At 56.5% G+C, this 24697-nt stretch carries 22 protein-coding genes; 8 read left to right on the top strand and 14 right to left on the bottom strand.

What is annotated here, in order from left to right:
* Positions 1 to 24 precede the first annotated feature (24 nt).
* Genes hfq through G7G_RS0108260 form a run of 3 tightly spaced genes read left to right on the top strand, consistent with a single transcriptional unit; the run spans position 25 to position 1858 of the window.
* Positions 25 to 264 carry an RNA chaperone Hfq gene (hfq, locus tag G7G_RS0108270; protein ID WP_010440340.1) on the top strand — a complete coding sequence of 80 codons (240 nt, stop codon included), beginning with the start codon at positions 25 to 27 and terminating at the stop codon, positions 262 to 264.
* A complete protein-coding gene (hflX, locus tag G7G_RS0108265; protein ID WP_010440339.1) occupies positions 264 to 1535 on the top strand; it encodes a GTPase HflX in 1272 nt (423 codons plus the stop codon). Before hfq ends, hflX begins: the two co-directional genes overlap by 1 nt.
* A 32-nt stretch (positions 1536 to 1567) precedes the next feature.
* Positions 1568 to 1858: a putative quinol monooxygenase gene (locus G7G_RS0108260; protein ID WP_010440338.1), complete on the top strand. Its 291-nt coding sequence runs from the start codon at positions 1568 to 1570 to the stop codon at positions 1856 to 1858.
* Between the two features lie 16 nt (positions 1859 to 1874).
* On the opposite strand, the gene G7G_RS0108255 is transcribed toward G7G_RS0108260, so the two are convergent.
* The 4 genes from G7G_RS0108255 to hemB all read right to left on the bottom strand — a co-directional run bounded on the left by G7G_RS0108255 (position 1875) and on the right by hemB (position 6718).
* Positions 1875 to 2270 (bottom strand): nuclear transport factor 2 family protein, encoded by a 396-nt coding sequence (locus G7G_RS0108255; RefSeq protein ID WP_010440337.1) that lies wholly within the window; start codon positions 2268 to 2270, stop codon positions 1875 to 1877.
* Positions 2271 to 2374: 104 nt separating this feature from the next.
* Positions 2375 to 4837: a penicillin acylase family protein gene (locus G7G_RS0108250; RefSeq protein WP_010440336.1), complete on the bottom strand. Its 2463-nt coding sequence runs from the start codon at positions 4835 to 4837 to the stop codon at positions 2375 to 2377.
* A gap of 163 nt (positions 4838 to 5000) precedes the next feature.
* Positions 5001 to 5576, bottom strand: a complete 576-nt coding sequence (locus G7G_RS0108245; RefSeq protein WP_010440335.1) for a lipid-binding SYLF domain-containing protein — start codon at positions 5574 to 5576, stop codon at positions 5001 to 5003.
* Between the two features lie 143 nt (positions 5577 to 5719).
* Entirely contained in the window at positions 5720 to 6718 is a 999-nt protein-coding gene (gene hemB / locus G7G_RS0108240) for a porphobilinogen synthase (RefSeq protein ID WP_010440334.1), read from the bottom strand.
* Positions 6719 to 6838: 120 nt separating this feature from the next.
* On the opposite strand from hemB, the gene G7G_RS0108235 reads away from it, so the two are divergent.
* Together G7G_RS0108235 and mfd are read left to right on the top strand one after the other, a co-directional pair.
* Positions 6839 to 7366, top strand: a complete 528-nt coding sequence (locus tag G7G_RS0108235) for a hypothetical protein (RefSeq protein WP_010440333.1) — start codon at positions 6839 to 6841, stop codon at positions 7364 to 7366.
* A gap of 18 nt (positions 7367 to 7384) precedes the next feature.
* Positions 7385 to 10840 (top strand): transcription-repair coupling factor, encoded by a 3456-nt coding sequence (gene mfd / locus G7G_RS0108230; RefSeq protein ID WP_010440332.1) that lies wholly within the window; start codon positions 7385 to 7387, stop codon positions 10838 to 10840.
* Here the strand turns inward: mfd and G7G_RS0108225 are convergent.
* From G7G_RS0108225 to G7G_RS0108205, 5 genes are all read right to left on the bottom strand, one after another.
* Positions 10837 to 11514, bottom strand: coding sequence for an SH3 domain-containing protein (locus tag G7G_RS0108225; protein WP_010440331.1), 678 nt, complete (start codon positions 11512 to 11514; stop codon positions 10837 to 10839). The two genes, mfd and G7G_RS0108225, sit on opposite strands and share 4 nt — an antisense overlap.
* Complete coding sequence (locus tag G7G_RS0108220; protein WP_010440330.1) at positions 11511 to 13175, bottom strand: hypothetical protein; 1665 nt, start codon at positions 13173 to 13175, stop codon at positions 11511 to 11513. Before G7G_RS0108220 ends, G7G_RS0108225 begins: the two co-directional genes overlap by 4 nt.
* 57 nt (positions 13176 to 13232) lie before the next feature.
* A complete protein-coding gene (locus G7G_RS0108215) occupies positions 13233 to 14441 on the bottom strand; it encodes a multidrug effflux MFS transporter (RefSeq protein WP_010440329.1) in 1209 nt (402 codons plus the stop codon).
* A gap of 73 nt (positions 14442 to 14514) precedes the next feature.
* Positions 14515 to 15174: a DsbA family oxidoreductase gene (locus tag G7G_RS0108210; RefSeq protein WP_010440328.1), complete on the bottom strand. Its 660-nt coding sequence runs from the start codon at positions 15172 to 15174 to the stop codon at positions 14515 to 14517.
* Positions 15171 to 16688: a class I adenylate-forming enzyme family protein gene (locus tag G7G_RS0108205; RefSeq protein ID WP_010440327.1), complete on the bottom strand. Its 1518-nt coding sequence runs from the start codon at positions 16686 to 16688 to the stop codon at positions 15171 to 15173. The genes G7G_RS0108210 and G7G_RS0108205 overlap by 4 nt, the downstream gene beginning before the upstream one ends.
* A gap of 65 nt (positions 16689 to 16753) precedes the next feature.
* Here G7G_RS0108205 and G7G_RS0108200 point away from each other — a divergent pair, with 65 nt between their 5' ends.
* Entirely contained in the window at positions 16754 to 17377 is a 624-nt protein-coding gene (locus G7G_RS0108200) for a helix-turn-helix domain-containing protein (protein ID WP_010440326.1), read from the top strand.
* Here G7G_RS0108200 and G7G_RS0108195 read toward each other — a convergent pair.
* Positions 17366 to 17602, bottom strand: coding sequence for a hypothetical protein (locus G7G_RS0108195; protein WP_010440325.1), 237 nt, complete (start codon positions 17600 to 17602; stop codon positions 17366 to 17368). The two genes, G7G_RS0108200 and G7G_RS0108195, sit on opposite strands and share 12 nt — an antisense overlap.
* A 531-nt stretch (positions 17603 to 18133) precedes the next feature.
* Entirely contained in the window at positions 18134 to 19960 is a 1827-nt protein-coding gene (locus tag G7G_RS0108185) for an extracellular solute-binding protein (RefSeq protein WP_010440324.1), read from the bottom strand.
* A 293-nt stretch (positions 19961 to 20253) separates the two neighbouring features.
* Here G7G_RS0108185 and G7G_RS0108180 point away from each other — a divergent pair, with 293 nt between their 5' ends.
* Positions 20254 to 21027, top strand: coding sequence for a 3-hydroxybutyrate dehydrogenase (locus tag G7G_RS0108180; protein ID WP_010440323.1), 774 nt, complete (start codon positions 20254 to 20256; stop codon positions 21025 to 21027).
* A gap of 64 nt (positions 21028 to 21091) precedes the next feature.
* Positions 21092 to 22117: a patatin-like phospholipase family protein gene (locus G7G_RS0108175; protein WP_010440322.1), complete on the top strand. Its 1026-nt coding sequence runs from the start codon at positions 21092 to 21094 to the stop codon at positions 22115 to 22117.
* On the opposite strand, the gene G7G_RS0108170 is transcribed toward G7G_RS0108175, so the two are convergent.
* The 3 genes from G7G_RS0108170 to G7G_RS0108160 all read right to left on the bottom strand — a co-directional run bounded on the left by G7G_RS0108170 (position 22118) and on the right by G7G_RS0108160 (position 24664).
* On the bottom strand, positions 22118 to 22795 hold the full coding sequence (locus G7G_RS0108170) for a DUF502 domain-containing protein (RefSeq protein ID WP_010440321.1): 678 nt from the start codon (positions 22793 to 22795) through the stop codon (positions 22118 to 22120).
* Between the two features lie 64 nt (positions 22796 to 22859).
* Positions 22860 to 23774, bottom strand: a complete 915-nt coding sequence (locus tag G7G_RS0108165) for a pseudouridine-5'-phosphate glycosidase (protein WP_010440320.1) — start codon at positions 23772 to 23774, stop codon at positions 22860 to 22862.
* Positions 23771 to 24664 carry a PfkB family carbohydrate kinase gene (locus G7G_RS0108160; RefSeq protein WP_010440319.1) on the bottom strand — a complete coding sequence of 298 codons (894 nt, stop codon included), beginning with the start codon at positions 24662 to 24664 and terminating at the stop codon, positions 23771 to 23773. The genes G7G_RS0108165 and G7G_RS0108160 overlap by 4 nt, the downstream gene beginning before the upstream one ends.
* Between the last annotated feature and the right edge of the window lie 33 nt (positions 24665 to 24697).

Raw genomic sequence — 24697 nt, 5'->3', positions numbered from 1 at the left:
GAACAATGGCGAGATTAAAACAATATGGCTTCGGACAGACAGAATCTGCAGGACGCGTTCCTGAATAATGTACGGAAAGCAAAAGTCCCGGTCACGATATTCCTGATCAATGGCGTGAAATTGCAGGGTGTAATCACCTGGTTCGATAATTTTTGTGTGTTGTTGCGCCGCGACGGACAGTCGCAGCTGGTCTACAAACACGCGATTTCGACCATCATGCCATCACAGCCGATCAGCCTGTATGAGGGCGAAGACGCCTCTTGATGGAACATGATAGGACGCGCACCCGCGCTTGGGTGCTGCATCCGGAAATCAAATCAGATGAACAGCGCCGCGTTCCAGAACCGGCGCTGGAAGAGGCGGTGGCATTGGCTGCCGCTTTGCCCGATCTGGATGTGGTCGGGTCCGAAGTTGTACGTTTACAGCGGGCTCAGGCGGGATTGCTGTTCGGCAGCGGCAAGATCGAAGAGTTGGGTGAGCGTTTCCACGAGAACGAAGTGGAACTGGTTCTGATCGACGGGCCAGTCACGCCTGTTCAGCAACGAAATCTTGAAAAGGCCTGGAAGGTCAAAATCCTCGATCGAACCGGGCTAATCCTGGAGATTTTCAGTGATCGTGCGCGTACCCGCGAAGGGGTGCTACAAGTCGAGATGGCGGCACTCAGCTATCAACGAACGCGATTGGTGCGGGCCTGGACCCACCTTGAACGGCAGCGTGGCGGATTGGGATTTGTCGGCGGGCCGGGTGAAACCCAGATCGAAGCGGACCGGCGTGCGATCGATGAACAATTGGTGCGTCTACGGCGGCAGCTGCAGAAAGTGGTCAAGACCCGCACGTTGCACCGCGCCGCACGGGCCAAGGTTCCGTACCCAATCGTTGCATTGGTCGGCTACACCAACGCTGGAAAATCCACGCTATTCAATGGCCTGACTGGCGCCAAGGTAATGGCAAGAGATATGCTCTTTGCTACGCTTGATCCCACAATGCGGCGGGTCGAACTGCCAGATGGTCCCGAAGTGATCCTTTCGGACACCGTGGGTTTCATCTCGAACCTGCCGACAGAACTGGTCGCCGCATTCCGCGCCACGTTGGAAGAGGTTTTGGGTGCCGATCTTGTGGTTCATCTTCGAGACATTAGTCATGAAGAAACCGAAGCGCAGGCGCAGGATGTCGAGACGATTTTGACCTCTCTTGGGGTCGAGGATGACCGGCCCCGGCTGGAAGTCTGGAACAAAATTGATCTTCTCAGTTCCGAGGATCGCCAGGCCACGCTGGCTCGAGCCGAGCGTGATCCGGCAATATTTGCGATTTCGGCGGTAACAGGCGAGGGGATTGCGCCTCTTTTGTCTGAAATTGCCACGATCCTGCAGGGCGCCCGGCATGAATCAACACTCTCTTTGACGTTCGCTGAAGGTCAAAAGCGGGCATGGTTGTTCCGTCAGGAAGTCGTGAGATCCGAAGAGCAGACTGAGGATGGTTTCGAAATCACTGTGCTTTGGACTGACAAACAAGCGGCCCGCTTCGCCGCGCTTTGAACTTTGGACCCACTCAATAAAAGGGGTTGTCGATGACAAAGGCTGAAAAGAAGGTTCATTTGCGTGGTCATATTACGGTGCCTCACGACCGGTTGGAACAGGTGCGACAAGCGCTGCCTGCTCATATTTCACTGACCCGTGCAGAGGTGGGGTGTATCTCATTCGAAGTCTGCGAAGATGCCAACCAGCCCGGTCGGTTTGAAGTGTCCGAGGTGTTTGCAAACAGGGCGGCCTTTGAGGCGCACCAGAACAGGACGAAAAACTCGGACTGGTATCGGATCACGCAAGGCATTCCCCGTGAATACATTGTGACTTCAGAGTAAGGCGTGCGGACGCGTTTCAGACACCATCAATCTGGCTTTGCCGCTCTTGTGCATCGAACCATTCCAGCGAAGTTTTGATCTTGTTGTCCGATGTCAGTTCCCACTGCTCCCATCCACGCGTGACAACGCGGTTACCAGTGGCGTGATGATGCCCTTCGAGCGTTCTGACGAACAGGGCATGTGATCCAGCCCACCGCATCATGTCGCAACGTACTTCCAGATCGGGAAAATCCGCATAAAGACGACGCGCCATTTCTGCGATTGCGGCATGTCCTTGCAGAGGTTCGCCACGATTGATGCTGATTTGACCATCCGGCGAAAAGAAGCTGGCAACCGCGTCTGGGTCGCCTGAACTCCACGCAACGGCATAGTCTCGCGCCAGATTATTCAAAATATCGCGAAGGCTGCCCATGCATTTCCCCCTTTGGTGCGATGCGACGGCTCGTTGATTTTAGGCGAATTCAATCAACCACGTCCACGCGGCGCGCAAAAAGGGGCGGGGAATTGCCGATACTGTCAGCGTGGGTTGAGCACGGTCACACCAACTGCCGCGGCGCGGGCAAGACCGATATCCAACGACATGGGAATGTATTCGCCCCGGCGCCACAACTGGGCCTGATCATCGTAGTAGCGCGACAAAAAATGGCCAGACTGACCAGTGGCCGTGATGAATACTGAACTGTCCGGATCGGCGAAATCATATACGCCACGATATCCTGCGCCGTGCACATTCTGGAATGGATCTGGACCTTCGCCCGAAGTGCGGCCGCGCAACAAGGTATTGTCGCCGCCGCTGGTCGACTGGCGGATGTTTACGAAGAAACGCAGTACCGGTACTTCGCCCAGCACGGGGTGGTCGTGGGTCGCCTGATGGGCATCACCCCAACGCAAAGATTCCAGCGCTGAGCCATATCGTTCCGAAATCCAGATGATTGCGTCATCCAGCGCCAGCCGAGCCATGTCTGTGCATGTCTCGGCAGGGGCGCTCTGACGCACGTCGCACCAGACCGAAGCACCATCGATATCACGGTAAACACGCTCGATGAACAATGGTTCGACATGTTTGTATTCCGCCGCCAAGGGGCCAAGCTCATCCGATATCAGACGGATTTGCAGTGCCCGCAGCCAGGCAGCGTAAATCAATGGCTCGGGCAGATGCTCATTCATCTCACCGTTCCAATTGGCCAGCAAATCCAGCGCGATTTGCCGCTGACGTTCCGGTGTGCCATCAGGCGCGGACTCTCCGGTGAACCAGAGATCAGCACCGATCAGCGGCAACAAGGATCGAGCCGTAAAGCTGACCGTATCCAGCTGTGCCTCGATAAAGCTGTCGCGGGTGTGCACTTCGCGCGATTGCATCAGGCGTTCCCAACGGTGAACGCGCTGGGTGTCACCCCACTCATATGAGACATGATCTGGGAACGGGCGATCAATGATCTTGTTATTTGTATTGCCCAGTACACCGCCCGCTGGGGTAACAAATTCCGGGTTGTCCGCATAAGGCAACCGGCCCTGCCAGCGGTTTCGTTCCAGCCACCCGGGGGTTGGAATACGGCCACGACTTTGGTTGTTAAGGTCTCGCCGGGGCATGGCACCGATCAGTTTCAAACCGATCGTGTTTCGATCGACCAGTGACAGGTTCTGTGACGGCGCGATGTAATCTTCGGCTATATTGATGGCCTGCCGAACGGTATCTGCATTCATCAGCGCCAAAGACGCACTCATCGAGGTGTCGAGGGGACTGAGCGCACTCCATGACAGGGAGGCCACATGCCCCGGAGGCGTAATGGTCTCCAGATGGTAATGCGTGCCCGGTAAAACGGGGCCGTTCTCGGTCCAACGCAGGGTCAAAGTGATCGGGGCCGCGTCCTTGATCTCGATGATCGAAGGCCGGGTTTGGAAGCGCTTATATCCGTCTGGGGTCAGGTATTCTTCTGGGTTCTCGGGGTTCAACTGTTCGATATGGACGTCCTGATCGTCCAGATAAGATGAGGTCAGACCCCATCCCAAGCGCTCGCTCCGCCCGGCTGAAATCGCAGGAATACCGGGGATCGTCGCGCCAATCACTCCGCCTTTGGCAAGCTCGAGCCGGGCTAGATACCAGATGCCGGGTGCGGTGAAGCCCAGATGGGGGTCGTTGGCCAATAAGGTGCCACCGCTGGCCGAACGAGACGGCGCGGCGGTCCAGGCATTTGACGCACCTGCCAATCCGCGCTGGGGGAAAGGTGACAGCGGCGTGTCAGGCATCGAAGCTCCCTGCGCATACCGCGGGAGGTTCGGAAACAGAGCGGCATATTCAGGTAGCGCCGCGATCCCGGGGCCAGGGACATCGGGCAGAATGTCAGCCAAACGTGCTGGGTCGTCCAAGATCAGAGAAGTTCGGGCACGCAGAACCTCATCCGCAAGGTGGCCGGACAACTGCAAACTCATCAGTTTCATGATGGCCAGACTGTCGCCGGGCTGCCATGGCGGGACCGGCGCGTTGAACAAGAACATCTCGGGCGCGCCACGACCTAGCGCCTGTTCGTTTATTTCGGTCAGCCGGGCGTTAATTCCAGCAGAATAGGCGCGCAATGCGGCAAGCGTGTAATCGTCTTGTACGTCGACAGATCGATGGGCAAGTCCATAAAGGTCCAGTCGTCGCAAGAGTTTGTCGATATGGACTGTTCGCTGGCCGAATATTTCGGACAATCGGCCCTGTACGGTCCGGCGCAGAACGGTCATTTGCCAAAGCCGGTCCTGCGCATGGGCATATCCAATGCCAAAGAATACATCCGGGTCGGATTGGCCCATGACATGTGGTACGTTCGCGGTGTCGCGGACGATCTCGACTGGGGCGGTAATCCCTTCAACTTCAAGAGTTTGATCATATTCGGGCAGGGACTGGCTGGCCAGAAAATAGATCAGCCCGATTGCTGCGACCAAAAGCAGGATCAGGCCCGTCGTAATTCTCACCAGCCAGCGAAAGACCAGACCCATCTGTCCCCCAAGAAATCTGTATATTCGTTTGCGCAGAGGTTACTGGAAGCCCATCAGGACCGAAAGAGGAATGCCACAGGAATATGTGTGAAATCCATAAAATCTAAAAGCCCTGCCACAAGATGTAGCAGGGCTTCTCTGAGGGGGAAGGGGGGCTCGTAAATCAGGGAATGATGCGTGTGTATTTGGTGCCCTCTATGGTTGCACCGAATTTCAGACCCGCCTGCCCAAAGACCGCTGCTAGCACTGGTTTGCCCAATTGATTGGTATCTGTCGAAAGCGACTCACCGGTTGCGTCAACGACATATCCGATATCGGCGCCTGCGGTCCAACCGCTGGATCGGCGGAAGTCATTCAGCGCGTCCTCGGTCATGAAGAATAGAACATGTGCATATTGTTGTGCGCCGATCTGTAGGCCCGCCGTGCCGGAAATGGCCGAATAGTAATCAACCGTAGCACCCTGAATGCGCAGCGCACCCTGACCATAGGCACCACCGAAGAAGATTAACCCGGCGTCGGTGATCAATGGCATGACCAGCATCCCGTTAGCCTTGTTGGCGATATCAACGGTATTAGGGTACTTGCTGTACATTTCGTTTAGCGTCGCATCAACACGGGCATCAAGCGCCACCGCATTGGAATTCCCGACGCCATTGCCGCAGGCGGCTGTTAGCGTCAGTCCGGCCATGCCAAATGCAAAGCCGCGACGGCTTAGTCGGAGGGAGTTTGAGCTGCTCATGTTTCTCTGTCTCTGTGTATGTGCCTGATTTGTCGGGTCTTCCCGATCTTGTTTGCAAGAATACGCCGATTGCGCCCGCCTGTCACGGGAAAGCTGTGCTGCATGCGCGGCAGATCGGCGAAAAGTCGCGACAATCTGAGGCGTTAGCCGTTCAAAATGCGCGCGGCCTCTGGCGCAAAATACGTCAGAATGCCATCACATCCCGCGCGTTTGAAAGCCAGCAGGCTTTCAAGCATCACCTTTTCGCCGTCGATCCAGCCGTTTTGGGCTGCCGCCTGTATCATCGCGTATTCACCCGAGACCTGATACGCGTAGGTCGGCGCGCCAAAGCTGTCTTTTGCCCGGCGGCAAATATCCAAGTAGGGCATCCCTGGCTTGATCATGACCATATCTGCGCCCTCGGTCAGGTCGCGTTCGATCAGACGCAGCGCCTCGTTCGAGTTTGCGGGATCCATCTGATAGGTCTTCTTGTCCCCGGTCAGTGCGCCCGAGGCCCCAACAGCGTCACGGAACGGGCCGTAAAACGCGCTGGCATATTTGGCGGCGTAGCTGAGGATCATGACGTTGTGATACCCTGCCGCCTCAAGCGCACTACGCATTGCGCCAATTCGTCCATCCATCATGTCTGAAGGGCCGATAATATCAGCACCGGCTTCGGCTTGCGCCAGAGTCATTTTAACCAGCGCTTCGACCGTCTGATCATTCACAATTTCGCCATCCACAACATAGCCGTCATGGCCGTTGATGTTGTAGGGATCCAGCGCTACATCGGACATTACAGCGATATCTGGTGCCGCTTCTTTGACCGCCCGAATAGCGCGATTGGACAAGTTGTCGGGGTTCCACGCTTCGGCACAATCTTCGGATTTCAGCGCCTGATCGGTGTATGGGAAGATACAGATAGCCGGTATTCCAAGCGCCTGTGCCTCGATAGCTGCTTTTGCGATCAAATCAACCGAACGCCGCATGACCCCGGGCATGGAGGGCACGGGCTCTTCGATACCTTCACCATCGCGCACAAAAATCGGCCAGATAAAGTCATCGACGGTCAGGGTGTTCTCGCGCACCAACCCCCGGATCGCCTCGGATTGACGGGCCCGGCGGAACCGCGTCAGTGGATAGGGGGCGATGGTCGGTTTCATGGCGCACTCTCCTTGAACAATCGCGCATTGGGTGGCATGAATTCCCGGTGGTCTCAAGGGTAACAATGGACGCATCCATTCGATGACGGTCCCTGCGGACGTTGAATAAAGGGCAGACGCTTGGACATTTACACTTCGATATTTGAAATCATCGATATGCGAAGCTTTTCGAATCTGTGGTATTGGATCGGATTGGCTGTTCTTTGGTCTTCGGCCAGCCATTGGTCGATTGGCGTGCCCCACGATCTGGTGGCACGAGCGCGCCGTTCCGGTGGCCAGTCAGAACAGGATTTGTTGGACATTGCCAGGATCAACACGAATCGCGTGTTGTATATTGTCGAGACTTCTGGTCTTGCGATATTTGCGATCTGTTGTTTCGTGCTGACCGGGTTGGCAACAATGGGTTTCTTTTACGGGCTTGAATTCGCGCAAGCTGTGTTCTTGCTGATGTGCCCGATGTGCTTTGTCATGCTCATCAATATATCGACCGCAAAAAAAATGAGACAACAAGAGCTGACGTTGGAAAACGTTGCCAAGAATCTGGGCCGGTGCCGGGTCTATACTCAGATCATCGGAATGATCTCTATATTGGTCACTTCGTTTTGGGGCATGTATCAGAACTTTACGGCTGGCGTTCTGGGCTGGTGATATCAAAGAGGCAGCATGATGAAGGCTCCGAACCACGTTACAGTCGGCGGTGCTCCTGAGGGGTTTGACGCACAGCTGGTGCTGAATGAGATCGTCCGCTCGGGTGGTCCGGTCTGTCATGTCGCGCGCGATGACAAACGGATGGAGGCGATGCGGGCGGCGCTGGCCTTTTTTGCCCCTCACATGCCGGTGTTCGTTTTCCCGGGCTGGGATTGCCTGCCTTATGATCGTGTGTCGCCCAATGCGGATATCTCAGCTGCGCGCGTGGCGACATTGGCCGCACTAGTACATCAGATGCCAGAGCAGTTTGTGCTGTTGACCACGCTTAATGCAGCAACACAGCGGGTTCCGGCCCGCGCTATTCTACGCGAGGCCGCGTTTACCGCCCGCGTAGATCAGCGCATAGATGAAGAAGCGCTGAGGAACTTTCTGGTGCGCATGGGCTTCACCCAAAGTCCGACTGTTATGGAGCCCGGAGATTATGCGATCCGCGGGGGTATCATTGATATCTTTCCACCGGGCGAAAGTGGCCCGGTTCGGCTGGACCTGTTCGGAGATGTTCTGGATGGCGCGCGCCGGTTCGATCCTGTCTCGCAGCGCACGACAGAAAAGCTTGATGTGGTCGAGCTTGCCCCAGTGTCCGAAGTTATTCTGGACGAAGCCGCCATCACCCGATTTCGCCAGAACTACCGCATCGAATTTGGCGCAGCGGGCACGGATGACCCGCTGTATGAGGCCGTCAGCGCTGGCCGTAAACATCAGGGTATCGAACACTGGTTGCCGTTCTTTCATGAAAAGCTCGAGACGCTGTTCGATTACCTGCCGGGCGCGACAGTCTCACTTGATGATCAGGTCACACCAGCGCGGTTGGCGCGGTGGGATTCGATTGCTGATCAGTATGAGACGCGAAAGCTGGCGCTGGAAAACCGCTCGCGCATGGATACTGTGTATAAGCCGACGCCTCCTGGGCTACTTTATCTGGACGATGCTGCATGGGAAAAGGCGGTTGGCGACCGGCGAGTGTTGCAGTTCAGCCCGCTGCCGCAGGCCAGCGGACCGGGTGTGATTGATGCAGGTGGTCGGATCGGGCGAAACTTTGCCCCGGAACGCCAGCAGGAAAGCATCAGCCTATTTGGTGCTCTCGCCAGCCACATCACCGATAAGATGGACAAAGGTCCTGTCCTCATTGCCTCTTATTCAGAAGGCGCGCGTGAGCGTCTAACCGGTTTGATCGAGGACGAAGGTCTCGCCGAGGCGATCCCAGTGACCGATGGCACGCGAGTTGGGAAGCGCGGGTTGCATCTGGCCGTTTGGGCATTGGAGCATGGGTTTGAAACGCCTGATTTGACGGTGATCGCTGAGCAGGACGTGCTGGGTGACCGTCTGATCCGCCAACCCAAGAAACGCCGCAAGGCCGAGAACTTTCTGACCGAGGCCCAATCCCTCAGCCCCGGCGATCTGGTGGTGCATGTAGACCACGGCATTGGTCGCTACATGGGGATGGAGGTCGTCACCGCCGCCGGTGCTGCGCATGAATGCCTGCTGCTGGAGTATGCGGAACAGTCAAAGCTCTATCTGCCGGTTGAAAACATTGAGTTGCTGTCGAAATACGGCCATGACGAGGGGCTGCTAGATCGTTTGGGCGGTGGCGCGTGGCAAGCCAAGAAGGCCAAGCTGAAAGAGCGCATTCGCGAGATGGCGGACAAGCTGATCCGCATCGCGGCCGAGCGTGCTTTGCGCAAGGCCCCGGTGATGGACCCGCCACCCCACGCGTGGGAGGAGTTCAGCGCGCGTTTCCCGTATCAAGAGACCGACGATCAGTTGCGTGCCATTTCCGAGGTGATGGAGGACATGCACTCCGGCGCGCCGATGGATCGCCTGATTTGCGGCGATGTTGGTTTCGGCAAGACCGAAGTCGCCATGCGCGCAGCCTTTGTCGCAGCCATGTCAGGCGTGCAGGTCGCCATAGTCGCGCCGACCACGTTGCTCGCACGCCAACACGCAGCTTCCTTTAAGGAACGCTTCCGGGGCTTCCCGCTGGAGGTTCGGCAATTATCGCGCTTTGTGTTGGCAAAGGAGGCGCAACAAACCCGCGACGGGCTGGCACGGGGCACTGTGGATATCGTGATCGGAACACATGCGCTGTTGGCCAAAGGGATACGGTTCAACAATCTGGGTCTGTTGATCATCGACGAGGAACAGCATTTCGGCGTGGGTCACAAAGAACGGTTGAAACAGTTGCGCTCGGACGTACACGTCCTGACCCTGACCGCAACGCCGATCCCGCGGACGCTGCAGCTGTCTCTGACCGGAGTGCGCGATCTGTCGATCATTGGTACCCCACCCATCGATCGCCTAGCCATCCGTACCTATGTCAGCGAGTTCGATGCCGTCACCATTCGCGAGGCGCTGCTGCGTGAACATTATCGAGGTGGGCAGAGCTTCTATGTGGTCCCGCGTATTTCGGACCTGCCCGAGATCGAGGAATTCCTCAAAGAACAACTGCCGGAGCTGACCTATGTGGTCGCCCATGGGCAGATGGCAGCGGGTGAGCTGGATGACAGGATGAACGCCTTCTACGACGGCAGGTACGACGTGTTACTGGCGACCACGATTGTCGAAAGCGGGTTGGATATTCCGACCGCCAACACGATGGTGGTGCATCGGGCGGACATGTTCGGCCTCGCACAACTCTATCAGATCCGGGGTCGGGTGGGGCGTTCGAAAACCCGCGCTTATGCCTATCTGACCACCAAACCGCGCGCACGCCTGACGGCAACGGCCGAGAAACGACTGCGGGTTTTGGGCTCATTGGATACGCTGGGGGCTGGATTTACGCTGGCGTCACAGGATTTGGATATTCGTGGGGCCGGTAATCTTCTGGGTGAAGAGCAGTCTGGCCAGATGCGCGACGTAGGCTATGAACTCTATCAGTCGATGCTGGAAGAGGCGATTGCCAAGATTAAAGCCGGTGAGATGGAAGGGCTGTCGGATGCCGACGACCAATGGGCCCCGCAGATTAACCTAGGTGTCCCGGTTCTGATCCCCGAGGATTACGTGCCCGATCTTGATGTGCGCCTTGGTCTCTATCGCCGCCTGTCGTCATTGTCGACGAAGGTCGAGCTGGAAGGCTTCGCTGCTGAATTGATCGACCGTTTTGGCACTTTGCCGAAAGAGGTGAATACACTGATGCTGGTCGTACGTATCAAGGCGATGTGTAAACGGGCAGGGATTGCCAAGCTGGACGGTGGACCTAAAGGCGCGACGATCCAGTTCCATAATGACAAGTTCGCTTCCCCTCAGGGGTTGGTCGAGTTCATCCAGAACCAGCGTGGATTGGCCAAGGTCAAGGACAACAAGATCGTTGTCCGGCGCGATTGGAAAAAGGACAGCGACAAGATCAAGGGCGCGTTTGCGATCGCGCGCGATCTGGCCGAAAAGGTGATGGCTGAGAAGAAAAAGGCAAAAGCCTAGTCCCCGGTCACAAAGGTGCAAAGCTGCCAATCGCCCGCTTCGGATTTCACCAAAGCAGCGCGATACCCAACCATTGATGTCAGAAAGTCGCCGTGCATGTAGCCTGTGGTTCCATCCGTCAGTCGAATTTTTTGATAGGTTTCATCGGTTTGATAGTCAGGAACAATAACCACCTCGTGGCTGATCAAACCAACTATCGGGCCACCGCGCGAGGGGGATTGGCGCAGCGTTACCTGTTCAGCGGCCACGAAATATGCTGTGAACGGATCCAGGGAAGCGGGCAGGGCGATTTGCCAATGTGTTGGCATCCAGAACTCACCCTGTTCGTCAAAGTAACCTGGCTGCGACAGCGTTTCGTATAAATCTGTCCAATAGGATTCGCGCAGTTCGTCAGCTTCGTCTCTGAACTCTTCGCTCAGCTGATCGGGCGGCACAGTTAGGTTTATTCGGAATTCGTCCGGTCCGCCATTGCTGCCATGGCTTAGATAAATATCGGGACATGAGGCAGCCACCACGGCCTCGGTATCGCGCGCCTCGATTTTTGCAAGCAGATCGGACCTGAACTTTAGCAGGGTGGGGTCTTGTTCTGCTTGATCCACTGGAGGAAATGTCTGCCGTTGTGCGAATGCGGGACCACACAATACCAAAGCCAGAGCCAATGACAGTGCATTCATTCGGCGGCTCGCATCGCAGCTTGCGCACAAAAACAGGATGCACCAACAGCCCTGTCCGCACGCGCGAGCGCAAGATCAAGACGTTGTTGAATCTGTTTGATTTCTATGGCCTCTCCACGCTCTTTCAGGCAATCGCGTAACCCTCTAAGGCTCCAGACATTGTCAGGGTGGATCGAGGCACGGCCGAGCGCTCCTGCCAGGCCCAGATCCTCTCGATAGACGGCCTCGGCCTCGGCGACGTGGCCCTGTTCAAATAACAAAGCCCCAAGCGCGTGGCGTGTGGGCTGCATCCAGCCCCATGGTTCGTCATAAGGCAATGTGTCGTCCAACTCGACCGACCGACGCAGATGGGCATATGCGATATCGTAGTTGCCCTTACGATATTCGATTTCTCCGCGCAGCATTTCGGCTGCAATTTCAAGAAGATCGATGACGCGGTTATTGTGCAGCCTGCGTGTTTCGGGCACGCAGGTTTTAGCGGCAAGGAACAGTTGCTCTTCAGCTTCGGCCTGCGCGACCTCATCCGTGGCCGCATGGGCGATGGCGCGGGCATAGTGCGTTGTTGCCGTGAGCGTACGATAGAGATCCGGATCGTCGGGTAGGTCCAGCGCCTTCGCCTCTTCCCAACGCCCAAAGCGGATCAGGATATGCGGACCCATGGACATATAACTTTCGAAATAATCCGCCATGGGCGGGCTTTCGATCCGCAGCATCTCCTCGGGTGTGGTGTCCCACAGGCCTTTATTGGCGCGCAGGGCGGGCTCCATCTGACCCAGAAATAATGCACCGTAGATTGCAAAATGGTAATTGTGTTGACGATAGCCGGTGTAGATATTGAACGCGCCTTCGCGCTCATAATACTTCAAATCAGCGACCGAGGCCTGTTCATTCCAATAGACGACGTTGTGATAATGGCCGCACTGCACGTCGATATGCGTCGGCATATGTACCAGATGCCCCGCATCCGGAACCAGCGTGCGCAGAATATCCCCCGCTTGCAGAGCCTTTTCCGGGGTCGGCGACATCTCCATCAGATGGACATAGAGATGCAACAGGCCGGGATGAGACATCGCATCAGGGTCATCGGCCATCGCTGTTTCCAATGCCTCTTGCGACTCAAGCGTGGCCGCGCCCTCGGCAGGTTGTCCGGTTTTCAGGTTCCACATCTGCCAGGGCGTAAGGTTCATCAATGCCCCGACATAGATGGTGCGCAGATCCAGATTGCCGGGCTGTTCGGAAAATGCAGCGCGCATTGCGTCGGCATAGTCGTAGTCCCAGGTGTGCATATCCTCAATCGGATCACGCTGTGGGTAACGGGCTGGCAGCGCACGGATCAGGGCCTGTTCAACCGGTGTGCACATCTCCAGAAGGGCCATAGCTTTTTGTGTAGCGTCATAGGCAATCGCCAGTGATTTGGTCTGTCCCTGATCGTCACGCAGATCCCATGGCAGGTTGTAGTTCGGCCCCGCCGCATAGGCGACGCCCCAATGGGCCATGGCGCAGTCGGGGTCTGCGTCTGCGGCCTTCTGAAAACAGGCAACCGCCTCGTCATGGTTATAGCCATATGTCCAGACCAGTCCGCGATCGAACCACAGCTGCGCCTCAGCCGACGCAGTGGTGACGGCACAGGAATAGGTGCCAAGATCATAATAGTCGCGCATAAGACCCCTCCCAAACAATTGGCAGGAGCTTAACGCGTTTCAGAAGGTCTGCACAGATCAGGCAGGCAGTCGATTTTCGATCCGACCCATATGCAGCATCAGGCCGAAGCCCAGAATGCACATGATCAACACCCCTGTCGTCAAAGGCGTAATCGATCCATCAAACAGCAAGCCCACGGGTGCGGCGATTGCCGCAGCCAGAACCGTTGCGATCGACCCAATGACAGAGGCGGCCATTCCCGCGATATGACCCATCGGTTCCATCGCGATGGCGTTCAGGTTGCCCATGGTAACGCCCGCCATGAAGAATACGGTAGTTTGCCACGTCACGAACAGCGCGAATGAGGCGTCCTCGGACAATGGCATCGCGTTCAGGACAATTACGCATGCGGTGATAATGATCTGCGCACCAAGGGCCCAGGTCACGATCCGGCGCATGCCGAGGCGAACAACGAGCGCGGCATTCAACAGACTGGCCGAGCCCGAGATCAGCGCCACAAAACCGAACCAGAACGGAAAGCTCTCAGCTCGGTCATGTATGACGTCAAAAACCGGTTGCACCATTGTCAGCATGGTAAACAGCAATCCCATACACAACGTCTGCACAAGGATTGAAAGTCGCACGGTGGGATGGGTCATCATCTCCTTCACAGCTGCGATCATTAATGGCAGTCGAAAGGGGCGGCGATTTTCAGGAGCCAGCGACTCGGGCAACCGCGTTGCCATCCAAACTACGATGATTGAAGCAAAAAGCATGAAGGATACGAAGATCCCGCGCCATCCAACCAAGGCGATAACACCTGCACCAAGCAGCGGTGCTGCGGCCGGAACCAGCGTGAAGATCATCATGGCAATCGAGATGATGCGCGCCATCTCGCGTCCCGCATAGAGGTCCCGAATGATCGCCATCGCCACAACACGCGGGCCAGCAGCGCCGAGGCCTTGGACAACCCGCGCAGCCAATACCAGCTCGAGCGAAGAACTGGCCCAAGCAACTGCCGACGCCAGGATATAGAGGGCGACGCCTCCATAGATAACCGGTTTGCGTCCAACGGCATCCGAAATCGGGCCCGTGAAAAACGTCCCGATGCCCATGCCCAGCACAAAAGATGTCAAAATCAGTTGCGCTTTGTTCATGTCATTGGGGCTAAGCTCTTTACCGATTTCGGGCAGAGCAGGCAGCATTGAGTCGATCGAAAAGGCAATCGTGGCGAACATCATCGCGACCAGCGCAATGAATTCGCCCCGGGACATGCGATTGGTCATGGGGAGCTCCTTCCCAGCAGCGCTATCACGGTGCCGAGGAACGGACTAGATCAGAAATGCACAGGGGTCTGTGCTATTCTGCAGAGGAAGCCTCAAACTGAGACATAATCTCGGATATTACTTTGCCCCATAATTCAGGGGGTTGCGCACCGGGAACCGCGTGTTGGTTCGCTACGATGAAAGTGGGAACCGAATTCACGCCCATCTCGCGAGAATGGCTGTCGCGGGTTCTTATGTCTTCGCGATCGGATTCCGATTGCAGCAATTTCATCACGACTGCCGCGTCCATGCCAACGCTGTCTGCGATATCGGCCAGAACTTCTCGATCTCCGATGTCGCGTGCTTCGACGAAATATGCGTTGAACAGGGCATCGACCACGGCGTTCTGCTTGCCCTCTATGCCAGCCCAATGGATCAGGCGGTGTGCGTCCAGCGTATTTGGTGTACGTTTCATGCCCTCGAAATCGATCTTCAGACCAGCGTTCTCGGCGTGCTCGACCACCGGTGCATAGGCGCGAACTGCGCCGTCTTTTCCGCCAAACTTACGCTCCAGATACTCACGCCGGTCCATCCCTGCATCGGGCATATCCGGGTTCAACTGAAACGGATGCCATTCGATCACAAACGGATGGTTCGGGATTTCGGCCAGCGCCTTGTCCAGATGGGTCTTGCCGATATAGCACCAGGGGCAGATCGGGTCGGACATGATATCGAGCTTAACGGTCTGTGTCATTCGGACGTTGCCTTGAAATAGGCCGGCAGGGCGCGGCGCAGGAGTTTGCCGTTGCCCCCAGTGGGCAGTTCGGACAGATGGACAAAGGCCCGCGGTTGTTTGTAGCGCGCCAGCTTGTCAGACACATAGGCGCGCAAAGCCCCCGCGTCCAGTTCGTGGGGTCCGGTGTAGAATGCAACAATGATCGAGCTGTCTTGTTTAACCTCAACCGACGCAGCGCCAACCTGCGTGATACCTGGGTGGTTCGACAAGGCAGCCTCAACTTCGACCGGGGAAACCCGGTACCCGCCTGCGTTCATCATGTCATCATCGCGGCCCATATAAGTTATCTGCCCGTCTGCGGCCATCGCACCCTGATCACCTGTCAGGAACCAGTTCCCAGCGATACGTGCGTCGGCCTCTTCGGGTGCGTTCAGGTAAGTCAACATAAGGCCCGGATCGTCACGGTGAATTGCAATCGTGCCTTCTTGTCCCTGCGGGACCGGGCCATCGGGACCAACAATGGCGACACGGCGCCCGGGTTGCGGCTGACCCAACGCCTCACCGCGCGCCGGGTGGCTGGGGCTGGATGAGATAAAGGTCGAACATTCCGACATGCCATACGCTTCGTATAGTTCTGTTCCGGTGGACCGCACCCACTTGTCGTGCAGGTGACGTGAGAGCTTTTCTCCGGCGCACAGGCCATGGCGCAGATCAGGTAAGTCTAGTCGCTGATTGCCTTGCATGATCTTCCGAAAGATCCCGGGGGCAGCTGCAAAAATCGTGGCGCGTTGTTGGGTCAGCAGGGTGGGCAGATCTCGGATGTTCGTTCCCGGCTCTGGAATCAGTGCCGTTGCGCCGATGGTCCACGGGTCCATCAACCCGGTACCCAGAGTATAGGTCCAGTTGAATGCTCCGGCGTGGCACAATCGATCCGAAGATTGCAGACCGTACCAGCCATCGACCATCATTTGCCGCGCCCAGATGGCGCGATGCGCGTGGGCGACCGCGCGCGGCTTGCCTGACGTTCCCGAGGTATAGACAACATAGGCCAGTCGCTCGGGGTCACCCATCGCAAACTCCGCCGGCGGCAGCGTTCGCATTCCGACAAGCTCATCCAGCCGCATTTGGTTGGGGTGCTCGGCGCAGGTGACCTGCGGATCGCGCAAAACGGCGGCAGGATTCAGATCGTCGATGATCTTGACGGTTTCCGCATCTGTCAGTTGTGATGAGGTTGGGACTGGAACCAGCCCCACGGCGATTGCTCCAAGATATGCGATTGGGAAATCGACTGTATTGCCAAGTCGCATCAAAATGATGTCGCCGGGCTTGAGGCCGCTCTGAAGCAAGCCGGTTCCTGTACCCAGGATCGCCGCTTTCAGCTCGCTGAAGGTCCAGTCGACTGCGCTGTTCTGCCCAAGCACAGATAGGGCGGTTTTTTCCGAATAGCTTTGGGCATGACGCAGGACATGCGCGGCAAGATTGAATGGGCGCGGGCAGGGCGGCGGTGGTCCCTGATCAAAGATCGACAACATGGGAACTGGCTACAGCTGCGCACGGCGCGTTGCAAGCAGAGCATGCTGCCCCTATAGAAAGACGCATGAGCAAGAATGATCATAAGTCCATCGTCAGAATTGCCCGCGACAATGGTATTAATACCGAGCTTGAGCCCGTCGATCTGGGCGCGCGTGTGCGTGAGCTGCGAAAAGCCCGAAACTGGACGCTGGAACAGGCGGCCAACCAGGCCGGGTTGGCAAGGTCGACACTTAGCAAGATCGAAAACGGTCAGATGTCGCCGACTTATGATGCGTTGAAGAAGCTGGCGATAGGGCTGGAAATTTCGGTGCCTCAGCTGTTCACTCCGCCCCAGCGTGATCAGGTCATAGGCCGAATGGCGGTGACCAAAATGGGCGCGGGGGCTGCGCACGCGACCACAACCTATGAGCATGAACTGCTGGCAGAAACGCTTACCAAAAAGCAGATGCTACCCTATCGTGCCCGAGTGCGCGCACGATCTATGGAAGAGTTTGATGGATGGGTACGTCACGATGGTGAGGAGTTCTTGTATGTCCTGACCGGCGTGGTGCGCCTGTTCACCGAATTTTATGAACCAGTCGAGATGCGCCGGGGCGATAGCGCCTATTATGACGGTAGCATGGGGCACAATGTAATTTCGGTTAGTGACGAGGACGCCACGATCCTTTGGGTGACGTCACTTACTTAAGGTTTGCGCAACTTCGCGGTTCAACGCTTCGGTATACAGGAAATCCTCAAGCTCTTCCCGGGCTTCATTAACAGTCAGATGGTGACGTTCGGCCAGATATGCTTCGAACTGCTTACGATCTTCACCAACGCGCGCCATGTCCCTGTCCCGCAGGTTTGGAAATCTGCGTTTTGCACGCGCATACGACGCGCCCCAGTCTTGCGTCAGATCAGCCCAGTTCAACATCTACGAGCCTTCCCTTTATTCGGTTCCAGGATTGCTCTCCCCGGTATTAGCGTACGGAGTGTGGGGGGATAATGCGGACATGACAAAATGTCGCAGGTTGCCGTGACGGCAACCAAAGGCAAAAACCCGCTGCGGCTAAACCGCAACGGGCCGACGGACCTGCTGTTTTAGTGAGTGGCGGCCGGTCCGTTGTTCTTCTGACTTAAACAGCCAGTACAGTATCACGTACCCGAAAAATGCTGCAATTATCTGCACTAAGATATTCATCGGGATATGTACAACGTATAGTCCGTGCCACGAGTCCGTAAAGCCCCTTGCGATGATTTTGACCGGATAAGCAATACTTGTGCAATTTGTGTACCAGTAGGTGCGAATGGTTCCGCGACCCACAAGCTCTGGTATTGGTCACAGTTTGTGACGGGTTCAGCCGAAAATCGCTTATGGCTGACAATCTGCCCTGTCGCCGTGCCATTGCCGGATCAACCAATTTTAGGCCCGGATATGCGCTGAACTAAAAGCCGCGCGGTCTTGTCAGTCCTCGTACCACCAGACCTGCGGCATGTATTCGGGGCCATCTCCATAAATCGGAAGCGAGGCAGGCTGCTTCAACTCCTTCACGTGGGCGATGCGGCCGACATCGAAGCTCCAGATCGGAATGACGTAACGGCCAGTGGTTAGTACGCGGTCCAACGCGCGGGTAGCGGCCACAAAATCCTCGTGGCTTTCCGAGGCCAGCATTGCATCGACCAATCCGTCAACGGCAGGAGAGGTCAGCCCCATGACATTCCTAGTCCCCGGAGTGTCGGCGTTTTCGCTGCCCCAATACAGGCGTTGTTCGTTGCCTGGCGACAGCGAAAGGGCGCGGCGGAAGGGCGTCATGTCGAAGTCTTGCGCGTCGATACGCGAGGTGTACTGCGCGTCGTCAACTTTTTCGACGGTCAGTTGAATGCCCAGGCGCTCCAACGCGCGTGCATAGATTTCCGCGATCACACCGACATCCTGCACCACATTCAGGCTGCCCTGGCTGATGACAAGGTCGATTTCAAACGGTTTGCCATCGGCATTGCGAAGCTGACCGTCCTGAATTGTCCAGCCTGCCTCTTCCAGCAGTTTTAGCGCCTTGCGGATATTGCTCCGATTGCGTTCGGTTCCATCACCCGCGGGCAATTCATACCCCTCAATGGTACCCGGCGCCAGTTCGGCGGCGTAAGGTTGCAGAAGGTCTGCGACGCGACCGGTGGCCGCACCGGGTTGCATGCCCAACTCGGAGCCTGAGAAATAGGACGTAATTCTGGGTTGCGCGCCGCCTGTGATGGTGTCGTTGATGAATTCAAAGTTAAACGCCAGAGTCAGCGCTTCGCGAACGCGCCAGTCGTCAAAGGGGGCCTTACGCGTGTTCATGACAAAACCGGTCATGCCCGAAGGTTTTTGATGCGGAATTTCGGTCTTTACAACATCACCGCGTTGCGCCGCCGGGAAATTATACTGAGTGTTCCATTTGTCCGCGTTAAACTCGCGCACGGCTGAAAGTTCACCTGCCTTGAATGCTTCGAATGCAACGGTGCCGTCACCATAGAATTCGATCCGCATGTCATCCAGATTCATTGTGCCCTTGCGGTAGGGGATATCGGCACCCCAGTAGTCAGGATTGCGGCGTAGGTTTACATAGCGGCCAGCTTCGTAATCATCGATCACGTAGGGTCCTGATCCGATGGGTATATCTTGCAACTGAGCGTCTGCGAACGATTTCCCCTCCCATTGCGCCTTTTGCAGGATAGGGCGCATGCCGGCGATCAGGGCCAGCTCGCGATCGGGTTCATTAAAGCTGATCCGGACACTGCGTGGGCCGGTCTGTTCAATGCTATCGATCTTGCCCCACAGCCCGCGATACCGCAGGTGGCCTTCGGTACCCAGCGTCTCATAGGACCAGATAACATCTTCGACAGTGACTGGTGCGCCATCCGAGAATCGTGCGTTTTCACGCAAAGTGAATTCGACCCAAGTGCGGTCCGAATCTGTCTCAACTGATTCGGCTAACAACCCGTAAAGAGTGAAAGGTTCGTCCCAGGACCGCCCCATCAGGCTTTCATGGGTCCAAAATCGCAGCTGCCAGGGTGACGTGCCTTTTTGCACAAACGGGTTCAAACTGTTATAGCCGCCGGTATTTCCAAATACGACCTTTCCGCCCTTGGGCGCGTCGGGATTTGCGTAGGGTAGCGACACAAAATCCGGTGGTAGTGCCGGGTCGCCATACATAGCTATGCCATGGGCTGATTCTGCCGAAGCGAATGAAGCCGCAAAAATGCAGGCGATTCCCGCAATTGCTGGTCGGAGGGGGTGGAGATAATCGGGGCTCATTTTGGAAACAATCCTGCTCTGGCCTTATTTTGTTTGGGATTCACCGTAGCCATGATTTTTCTTATTATCAAACTTTTAGCTTGGACGGATGCAAAGAATTGCTTATAAAGGATGCACTGCTCGATAGGTTTCTTGCCTGTATGAAACCTGCCTCAATAACTTAACGCCCGCTTCGTGCGGGCGTTTTTTTTGGCAAAATCTGCCGGGATGCACCCGCTGTATCATTCCCCGTTTCCTTTGCAGGTGCAGCATGGCACTGTGTGGCTGAATTGAAATCAGGACGGAGAGCAGGCATGAGCTTGGCGGGAAAAACAGCCATCATAACAGGGTCGAATTCAGGGATTGGACTGGGCGTTGCGCGTGAGCTGGCCAAGGCGGGTGCGGATGTGGTTCTGAACTCGTTTACCGACCGGGATGAAGATCATACGCTGGCTGCCGAGATTGGGAAAGAGACCGGGACCAACGCGCGCTACATCAAGGCGGACATGTCGAAAGGCGATGAATGTCGCGCACTTATCGAACAGGCAGGTGCCTGCGACATATTGGTGAATAATGCGGGCATCCAACATGTTTCACCGATCGATCAATTTCCGACTGATAAATGGGATGCGATCATCGCGATCAACATGAATTCAGCCTTTCACACAACGGCTGCAGCCATGCCGATGATGCGCGCGGCAGGTTGGGGCCGTATCGTGAATATCGCTTCGGCACATGGGTTAACGGCCTCTCCTTTTAAGGCAGCTTATGTAGCGGCAAAACATGGTGTGGTTGGGATGACCAAAACCGTTGCACTTGAGACGGCTCAGGAACCGATCACGTGCAACGCTATCTGCCCGGGTTATGTGCTGACCCCACTGGTTGAGGCGCAAATCCCCAATACGATGAAGGAATATAACATGAGCCGCGAGGATGTTGTGAAGAACGTCCTGCTGGAACGGCAACCTTCAAAAGAGTTCGCGACGGTTGAACAGCTTGGTGGCACGACCATCTTCTTGTGTTCGGATGCGGCTGCGCAGATCACCGGGACGACGATTTCGGTCGATGGGGGGTGGACCGCGCTTTGAGGATGCATGGGGGCTCTGCCCCCAACCCCCCGGGATATTTTTGGCCAGATGAAGAGGCGGAAGTATGAAGCGGATCAATCTGGCTTTGCAGGGCGGTGGTGCCCATGGTGCGTTTACCTGGGGTGTGCTGGACCGTCTACTGGATGAGGAGGATGTCGAGGTTGCGGCGATCACTGGAACCTCGGCTGGCGCCCTGAACGGAGCCGCGTTCAAATCCGGAATGGTCCATGCGGGGCGCGAAGGCGCTCGGGCCTGTCTCGACGATTTATGGACGCGCATGGGCGCTGTTGGTGATATGCGGATCGTTCATTGGATGCGCGGAATAGAGCCTGCGCATATATCGCAGGCGCTTGAGTATTCACTGCCGTATTCGATGGCCGAAACATGGTCGCGGCTGGTGTCTCCCTATGCTTACGGGCCGTTCTATCGCAATCCGCTTGAGCCGGTAGTGGATCGGTTCAATTTTGATGAGATTTGTGCAGATGAAGGACCAGAGCTTTTTGTCTGTGCGACATGTGTGCGCAGCGGCAAAATTCGGGTCTTTGCTGAAGATGAGATATCGACCGACGCAATTTTGGCGTCGGCCTGTCTGCCCAACCTATTTCAGGCAATAGAGATCTATGATCCAAAATCTGGTCGTACCGAAGCGTATTGGGATGGGGGATATACTGGCAACCCGGCGTTGTACCCCTTGTTTGGTGGTGATCTTCCCGACGATGTGGTGATTGTAAATATCAACCCCTTAGAAAGGGACGAGGTGCCGAAGACCCCGCAGCAGATTCAGAACCGAATTAATGAGATCAGCTTTAACTCATCGCTATTTCGTGAATTGCGCGCGATTAGCTTTGTGCAGCGGCTACTGGCCGAGGGAAAATTGAAAGCAGGCGAGATGAGCCGGGTGCTGGTTCATATGATCGCGGATGATGCTCTGATGAACGATCTGTCGGCTGCGACAAAAACTGTTCCAAATCCGGTTGTTTTGAACAGGTTGAAGCAGGCCGGGCGCGGTGCGGCAGATCAATTCTTGCGCGCCCACAAGGATGATCTGGGCGAACGCAGTACTGTCGACCTGCCTGCCATGTTTGGCTGACTACTCCGGCGGCTGGGTCGGGTCTTTTTCGTTTGGGTATACCAGCCCCGCTGAAATCACCAATTTGGCTGCGTCCTCGATCGACATATCCAGCAGGATCACGTCTTCGGCTGGGAAAAACAGCAGGAAACCGGATGTGGGGTTTGGGGTCGTCGGGACAAAGACGCTGAGCAACTCACCACCCGTTTCGGCACGTTGGCTGACTTCGCCCCGCGCTGTGGTCGAAACAAATCCAATCGCCCAAATTCCGCGGCGCGGATACTGGATCAGACAGGCTTTTTCGAAAGAGCGTTCTGTCTGCGCAAAGACTGTTTCCGAAATTTGCTTGATGCCGGAATAGACGGACCGGACGACGGGCATCCGATCAACGAGGCTTTCGGCGAAGTGGATCAGTGAACGGCCCAAAATACCTTTGGCAATCCAGCCGACGATGACCGTGAAGATCAGGAAGATGATGACGCCGACGCCGCGCAGGTTGATCCCAACATACTCGGCTGGTTGGAATTGCTGAGGGATCAATGGCAGCACGGCGCTGTCGATCCAGCCCACGACCGACCAGATCAGCCAGATCGTCAACCAAACCGGAGCAATGACGACAATGCCCGTCAAAAATGACGCGCGCAGTCCGGACAGAAGGCCCGAGCGGCGATGTGGTTCTTCGTCAAACGGCGTGTTCATTGCGGTCCTGAGTGGTTTGCGGAATTAGTTAAGCAGTCCGAGGTCTTGGTACAATAGGCTTATGTCACACAGCCGTCTTTACCAGCGCTATTGCTATGCCCGCCGCCAGCCGTGCATTGTTGCGTACCAGAGCGATATTGGCGATCAACGAGCGACCATTGGTCTGTTCGTAGATGCGTTGCAGTAGGTAAGGCGTAACGCCTTTGCCGGTGATCCTGTGCGTTTCGGCATCGGCCTGTGCGGAAGCAATGATCGGGGCAAGTTCCTCGGCAGCGATCTGATCGGTCTGCGGGATCGGATTGGCTACGAGTTGCCCACCGGGTAATCCCAGCGCCCGCCGCGCGGCATGGGCTTTGGCGATGTCCTCTGCGCTGTCCATCCTCAATGGAGCAGCCAGCGGAGACTTGGCTGACCAGAACGCCGGAAATTCGTCCTGTCCGTGTGCGATGACCGGCACACCGAGCGTTTCCAGAACCTCAAGCGTTTTGGCCAGGTCGAGAATAGCTTTGGCTCCGGCCGCAACAACCGTCACTGGTGTTTGCGCAAGCTCATGCAGGTCAGCAGAGATATCAAAAGAGGTTTCAGCTCCCTGATGAACGCCGCCGATGCCGCCTGTGGCAAATACTTCGATACCTGCATAATGCGCTGCGATCATGGTAGCTGCGACGGTGGTGGCCCCTGTACCGCCAGTTGCAAGACAAGCAGCCATGTCAGCGCGCGACAGCTTGGCAACGCCTTGCGCCTGACCAAGGGCCTGAAGCTGATCGGACTCAAGCCCAATGTTAAGCACGCCATCGATCACGGCGATAGTTGCGGGAACTGCGCCCGCATCGCGAATGTCCTGTTCGACCTGTGCGGCAACCTCGATGTTCTGGGGGTAGGGCATCCCGTGGGTGATGATAGTGCTTTCCAGCGCAACAATGGGTTGGCCTGCGTCTTTTGCGGCGCGAACCTCGGCGGAATATTGGATGTCGATCACAGTGGAGTTTCTCCGGAAACATATGTTGCAGCGGAATGCAAGGCACGTTTGAGCGCGGCGTCGTTGTCAGCGCCACTTGCTTCGGCAGCGATATGGGCTGCCATGAAAGTATCACCTGCGCCGGTCACGCGGGTGACCAGAACGGAAGGTGGTTTTTGAGTCAGAACACTCTCAGCGCTGCCGACAGTGGCCGAGTTGCCGCCATCGGTCACCAGAACACGCAATGCGCCACGGTCAAGCAAGCCCTGAGCAGCACTTTCGGAATCGGTGAATTCGCGTTGGCACAAAAGCCCAGCTTCTTCGAGGTTTACATAGAGCGTTGCGCGCGCGTGTTTCAGAAAAGGTAACAAACGCTCGGCCTTGCCGGGGGACGCGGGGGCCACGCGAAGATCGGCGCTGGCAAAGGCGGGGCTTTGCGCGATCTCTTCCAGCAGGTTCAGGGTTAGGTTGCCGTCCAGCGCGATGGGGCCTTCAAAAGGTGTATTTTCATAGCCCAAAGGTCCATGCATCAAGGGACGTAAGATTTTTGCTCCCGCCGCCTCAAGTGAATGGGCGTCTGCAATGGCTGCGATTAATCCATTGGCACCTTCGACGGCCATATAGCGGTCGGTCGGCAAGTCTTGCGAACGGTAGATGTGGTCGGTCACCATACCCAGCCGTGCGCAAGAGTGGACCAGTTCATCGCCTTCGGGATCGCGGCCGATTGCAGTGAGCAGCGTAGGGGTCATCCCAAAGCGCACCAACGTCATAGCGATGTTCATGGCGACACCGCCGGGCAAGCGGGTAATCCGCCCTGGTACGTCCGATCCCTGCCGCATGACGCTGGCAGATCGCCCGATCACGTCCCACAGGACCGATCCGATACACAGGATTTCGCTGTTCTGAGTCATGCTTCGTGTCATGCCGCAGCCCCGACGCGGGTG

The organism is Ruegeria conchae (assembly GCF_000192475.1).
Lineage (GTDB): Bacteria > Pseudomonadota > Alphaproteobacteria > Rhodobacterales > Rhodobacteraceae > Ruegeria > Ruegeria conchae.
Note: the sequence above shows the minus strand (reverse complement) of the source record. Positions and strands in the feature narration are given on the sequence as shown.

Coding starts and splice junctions, on each gene's coding strand:
- G7G_RS0108260 (WP_010440338.1), top strand. CDS start 1,568: ATGACAAAGGCTGAAAAGAAGGTTCATTTGCGTGGTCATATTACGGTG.
- G7G_RS0108220 (WP_010440330.1), bottom strand. CDS start 13,175: ATGCGCGACTATTATGATCTTGGCACCTATTCCTGTGCCGTCACCACT.
- G7G_RS0108170 (WP_010440321.1), bottom strand. CDS start 22,795: ATGAACACGCCGTTTGACGAAGAACCACATCGCCGCTCGGGCCTTCTG.
- hemB (WP_010440334.1), bottom strand. CDS start 6,718: ATGAAACCGACCATCGCCCCCTATCCACTGACGCGGTTCCGCCGGGCC.
- G7G_RS0108255 (WP_010440337.1), bottom strand. CDS start 2,270: ATGGGCAGCCTTCGCGATATTTTGAATAATCTGGCGCGAGACTATGCC.
- hfq (WP_010440340.1), top strand. CDS start 25: ATGGCTTCGGACAGACAGAATCTGCAGGACGCGTTCCTGAATAATGTA.
- hflX (WP_010440339.1), top strand. CDS start 264: ATGGAACATGATAGGACGCGCACCCGCGCTTGGGTGCTGCATCCGGAA.
- G7G_RS0108175 (WP_010440322.1), top strand. CDS start 21,092: ATGAAGCGGATCAATCTGGCTTTGCAGGGCGGTGGTGCCCATGGTGCG.
- G7G_RS0108200 (WP_010440326.1), top strand. CDS start 16,754: ATGAGCAAGAATGATCATAAGTCCATCGTCAGAATTGCCCGCGACAAT.
- G7G_RS0108205 (WP_010440327.1), bottom strand. CDS start 16,688: ATGTTGTCGATCTTTGATCAGGGACCACCGCCGCCCTGCCCGCGCCCA.
- G7G_RS0108195 (WP_010440325.1), bottom strand. CDS start 17,602: ATGTTGAACTGGGCTGATCTGACGCAAGACTGGGGCGCGTCGTATGCG.
- G7G_RS0108180 (WP_010440323.1), top strand. CDS start 20,254: ATGAGCTTGGCGGGAAAAACAGCCATCATAACAGGGTCGAATTCAGGG.
- G7G_RS0108225 (WP_010440331.1), bottom strand. CDS start 11,514: ATGAATGCACTGTCATTGGCTCTGGCTTTGGTATTGTGTGGTCCCGCA.
- G7G_RS0108185 (WP_010440324.1), bottom strand. CDS start 19,960: ATGAGCCCCGATTATCTCCACCCCCTCCGACCAGCAATTGCGGGAATC.
- G7G_RS0108160 (WP_010440319.1), bottom strand. CDS start 24,664: ATGACTCAGAACAGCGAAATCCTGTGTATCGGATCGGTCCTGTGGGAC.
- G7G_RS0108215 (WP_010440329.1), bottom strand. CDS start 14,441: ATGACCAATCGCATGTCCCGGGGCGAATTCATTGCGCTGGTCGCGATG.
- mfd (WP_010440332.1), top strand. CDS start 7,385: ATGAAGGCTCCGAACCACGTTACAGTCGGCGGTGCTCCTGAGGGGTTT.
- G7G_RS0108210 (WP_010440328.1), bottom strand. CDS start 15,174: ATGACACAGACCGTTAAGCTCGATATCATGTCCGACCCGATCTGCCCC.
- G7G_RS0108250 (WP_010440336.1), bottom strand. CDS start 4,837: ATGGGTCTGGTCTTTCGCTGGCTGGTGAGAATTACGACGGGCCTGATC.
- G7G_RS0108245 (WP_010440335.1), bottom strand. CDS start 5,576: ATGAGCAGCTCAAACTCCCTCCGACTAAGCCGTCGCGGCTTTGCATTT.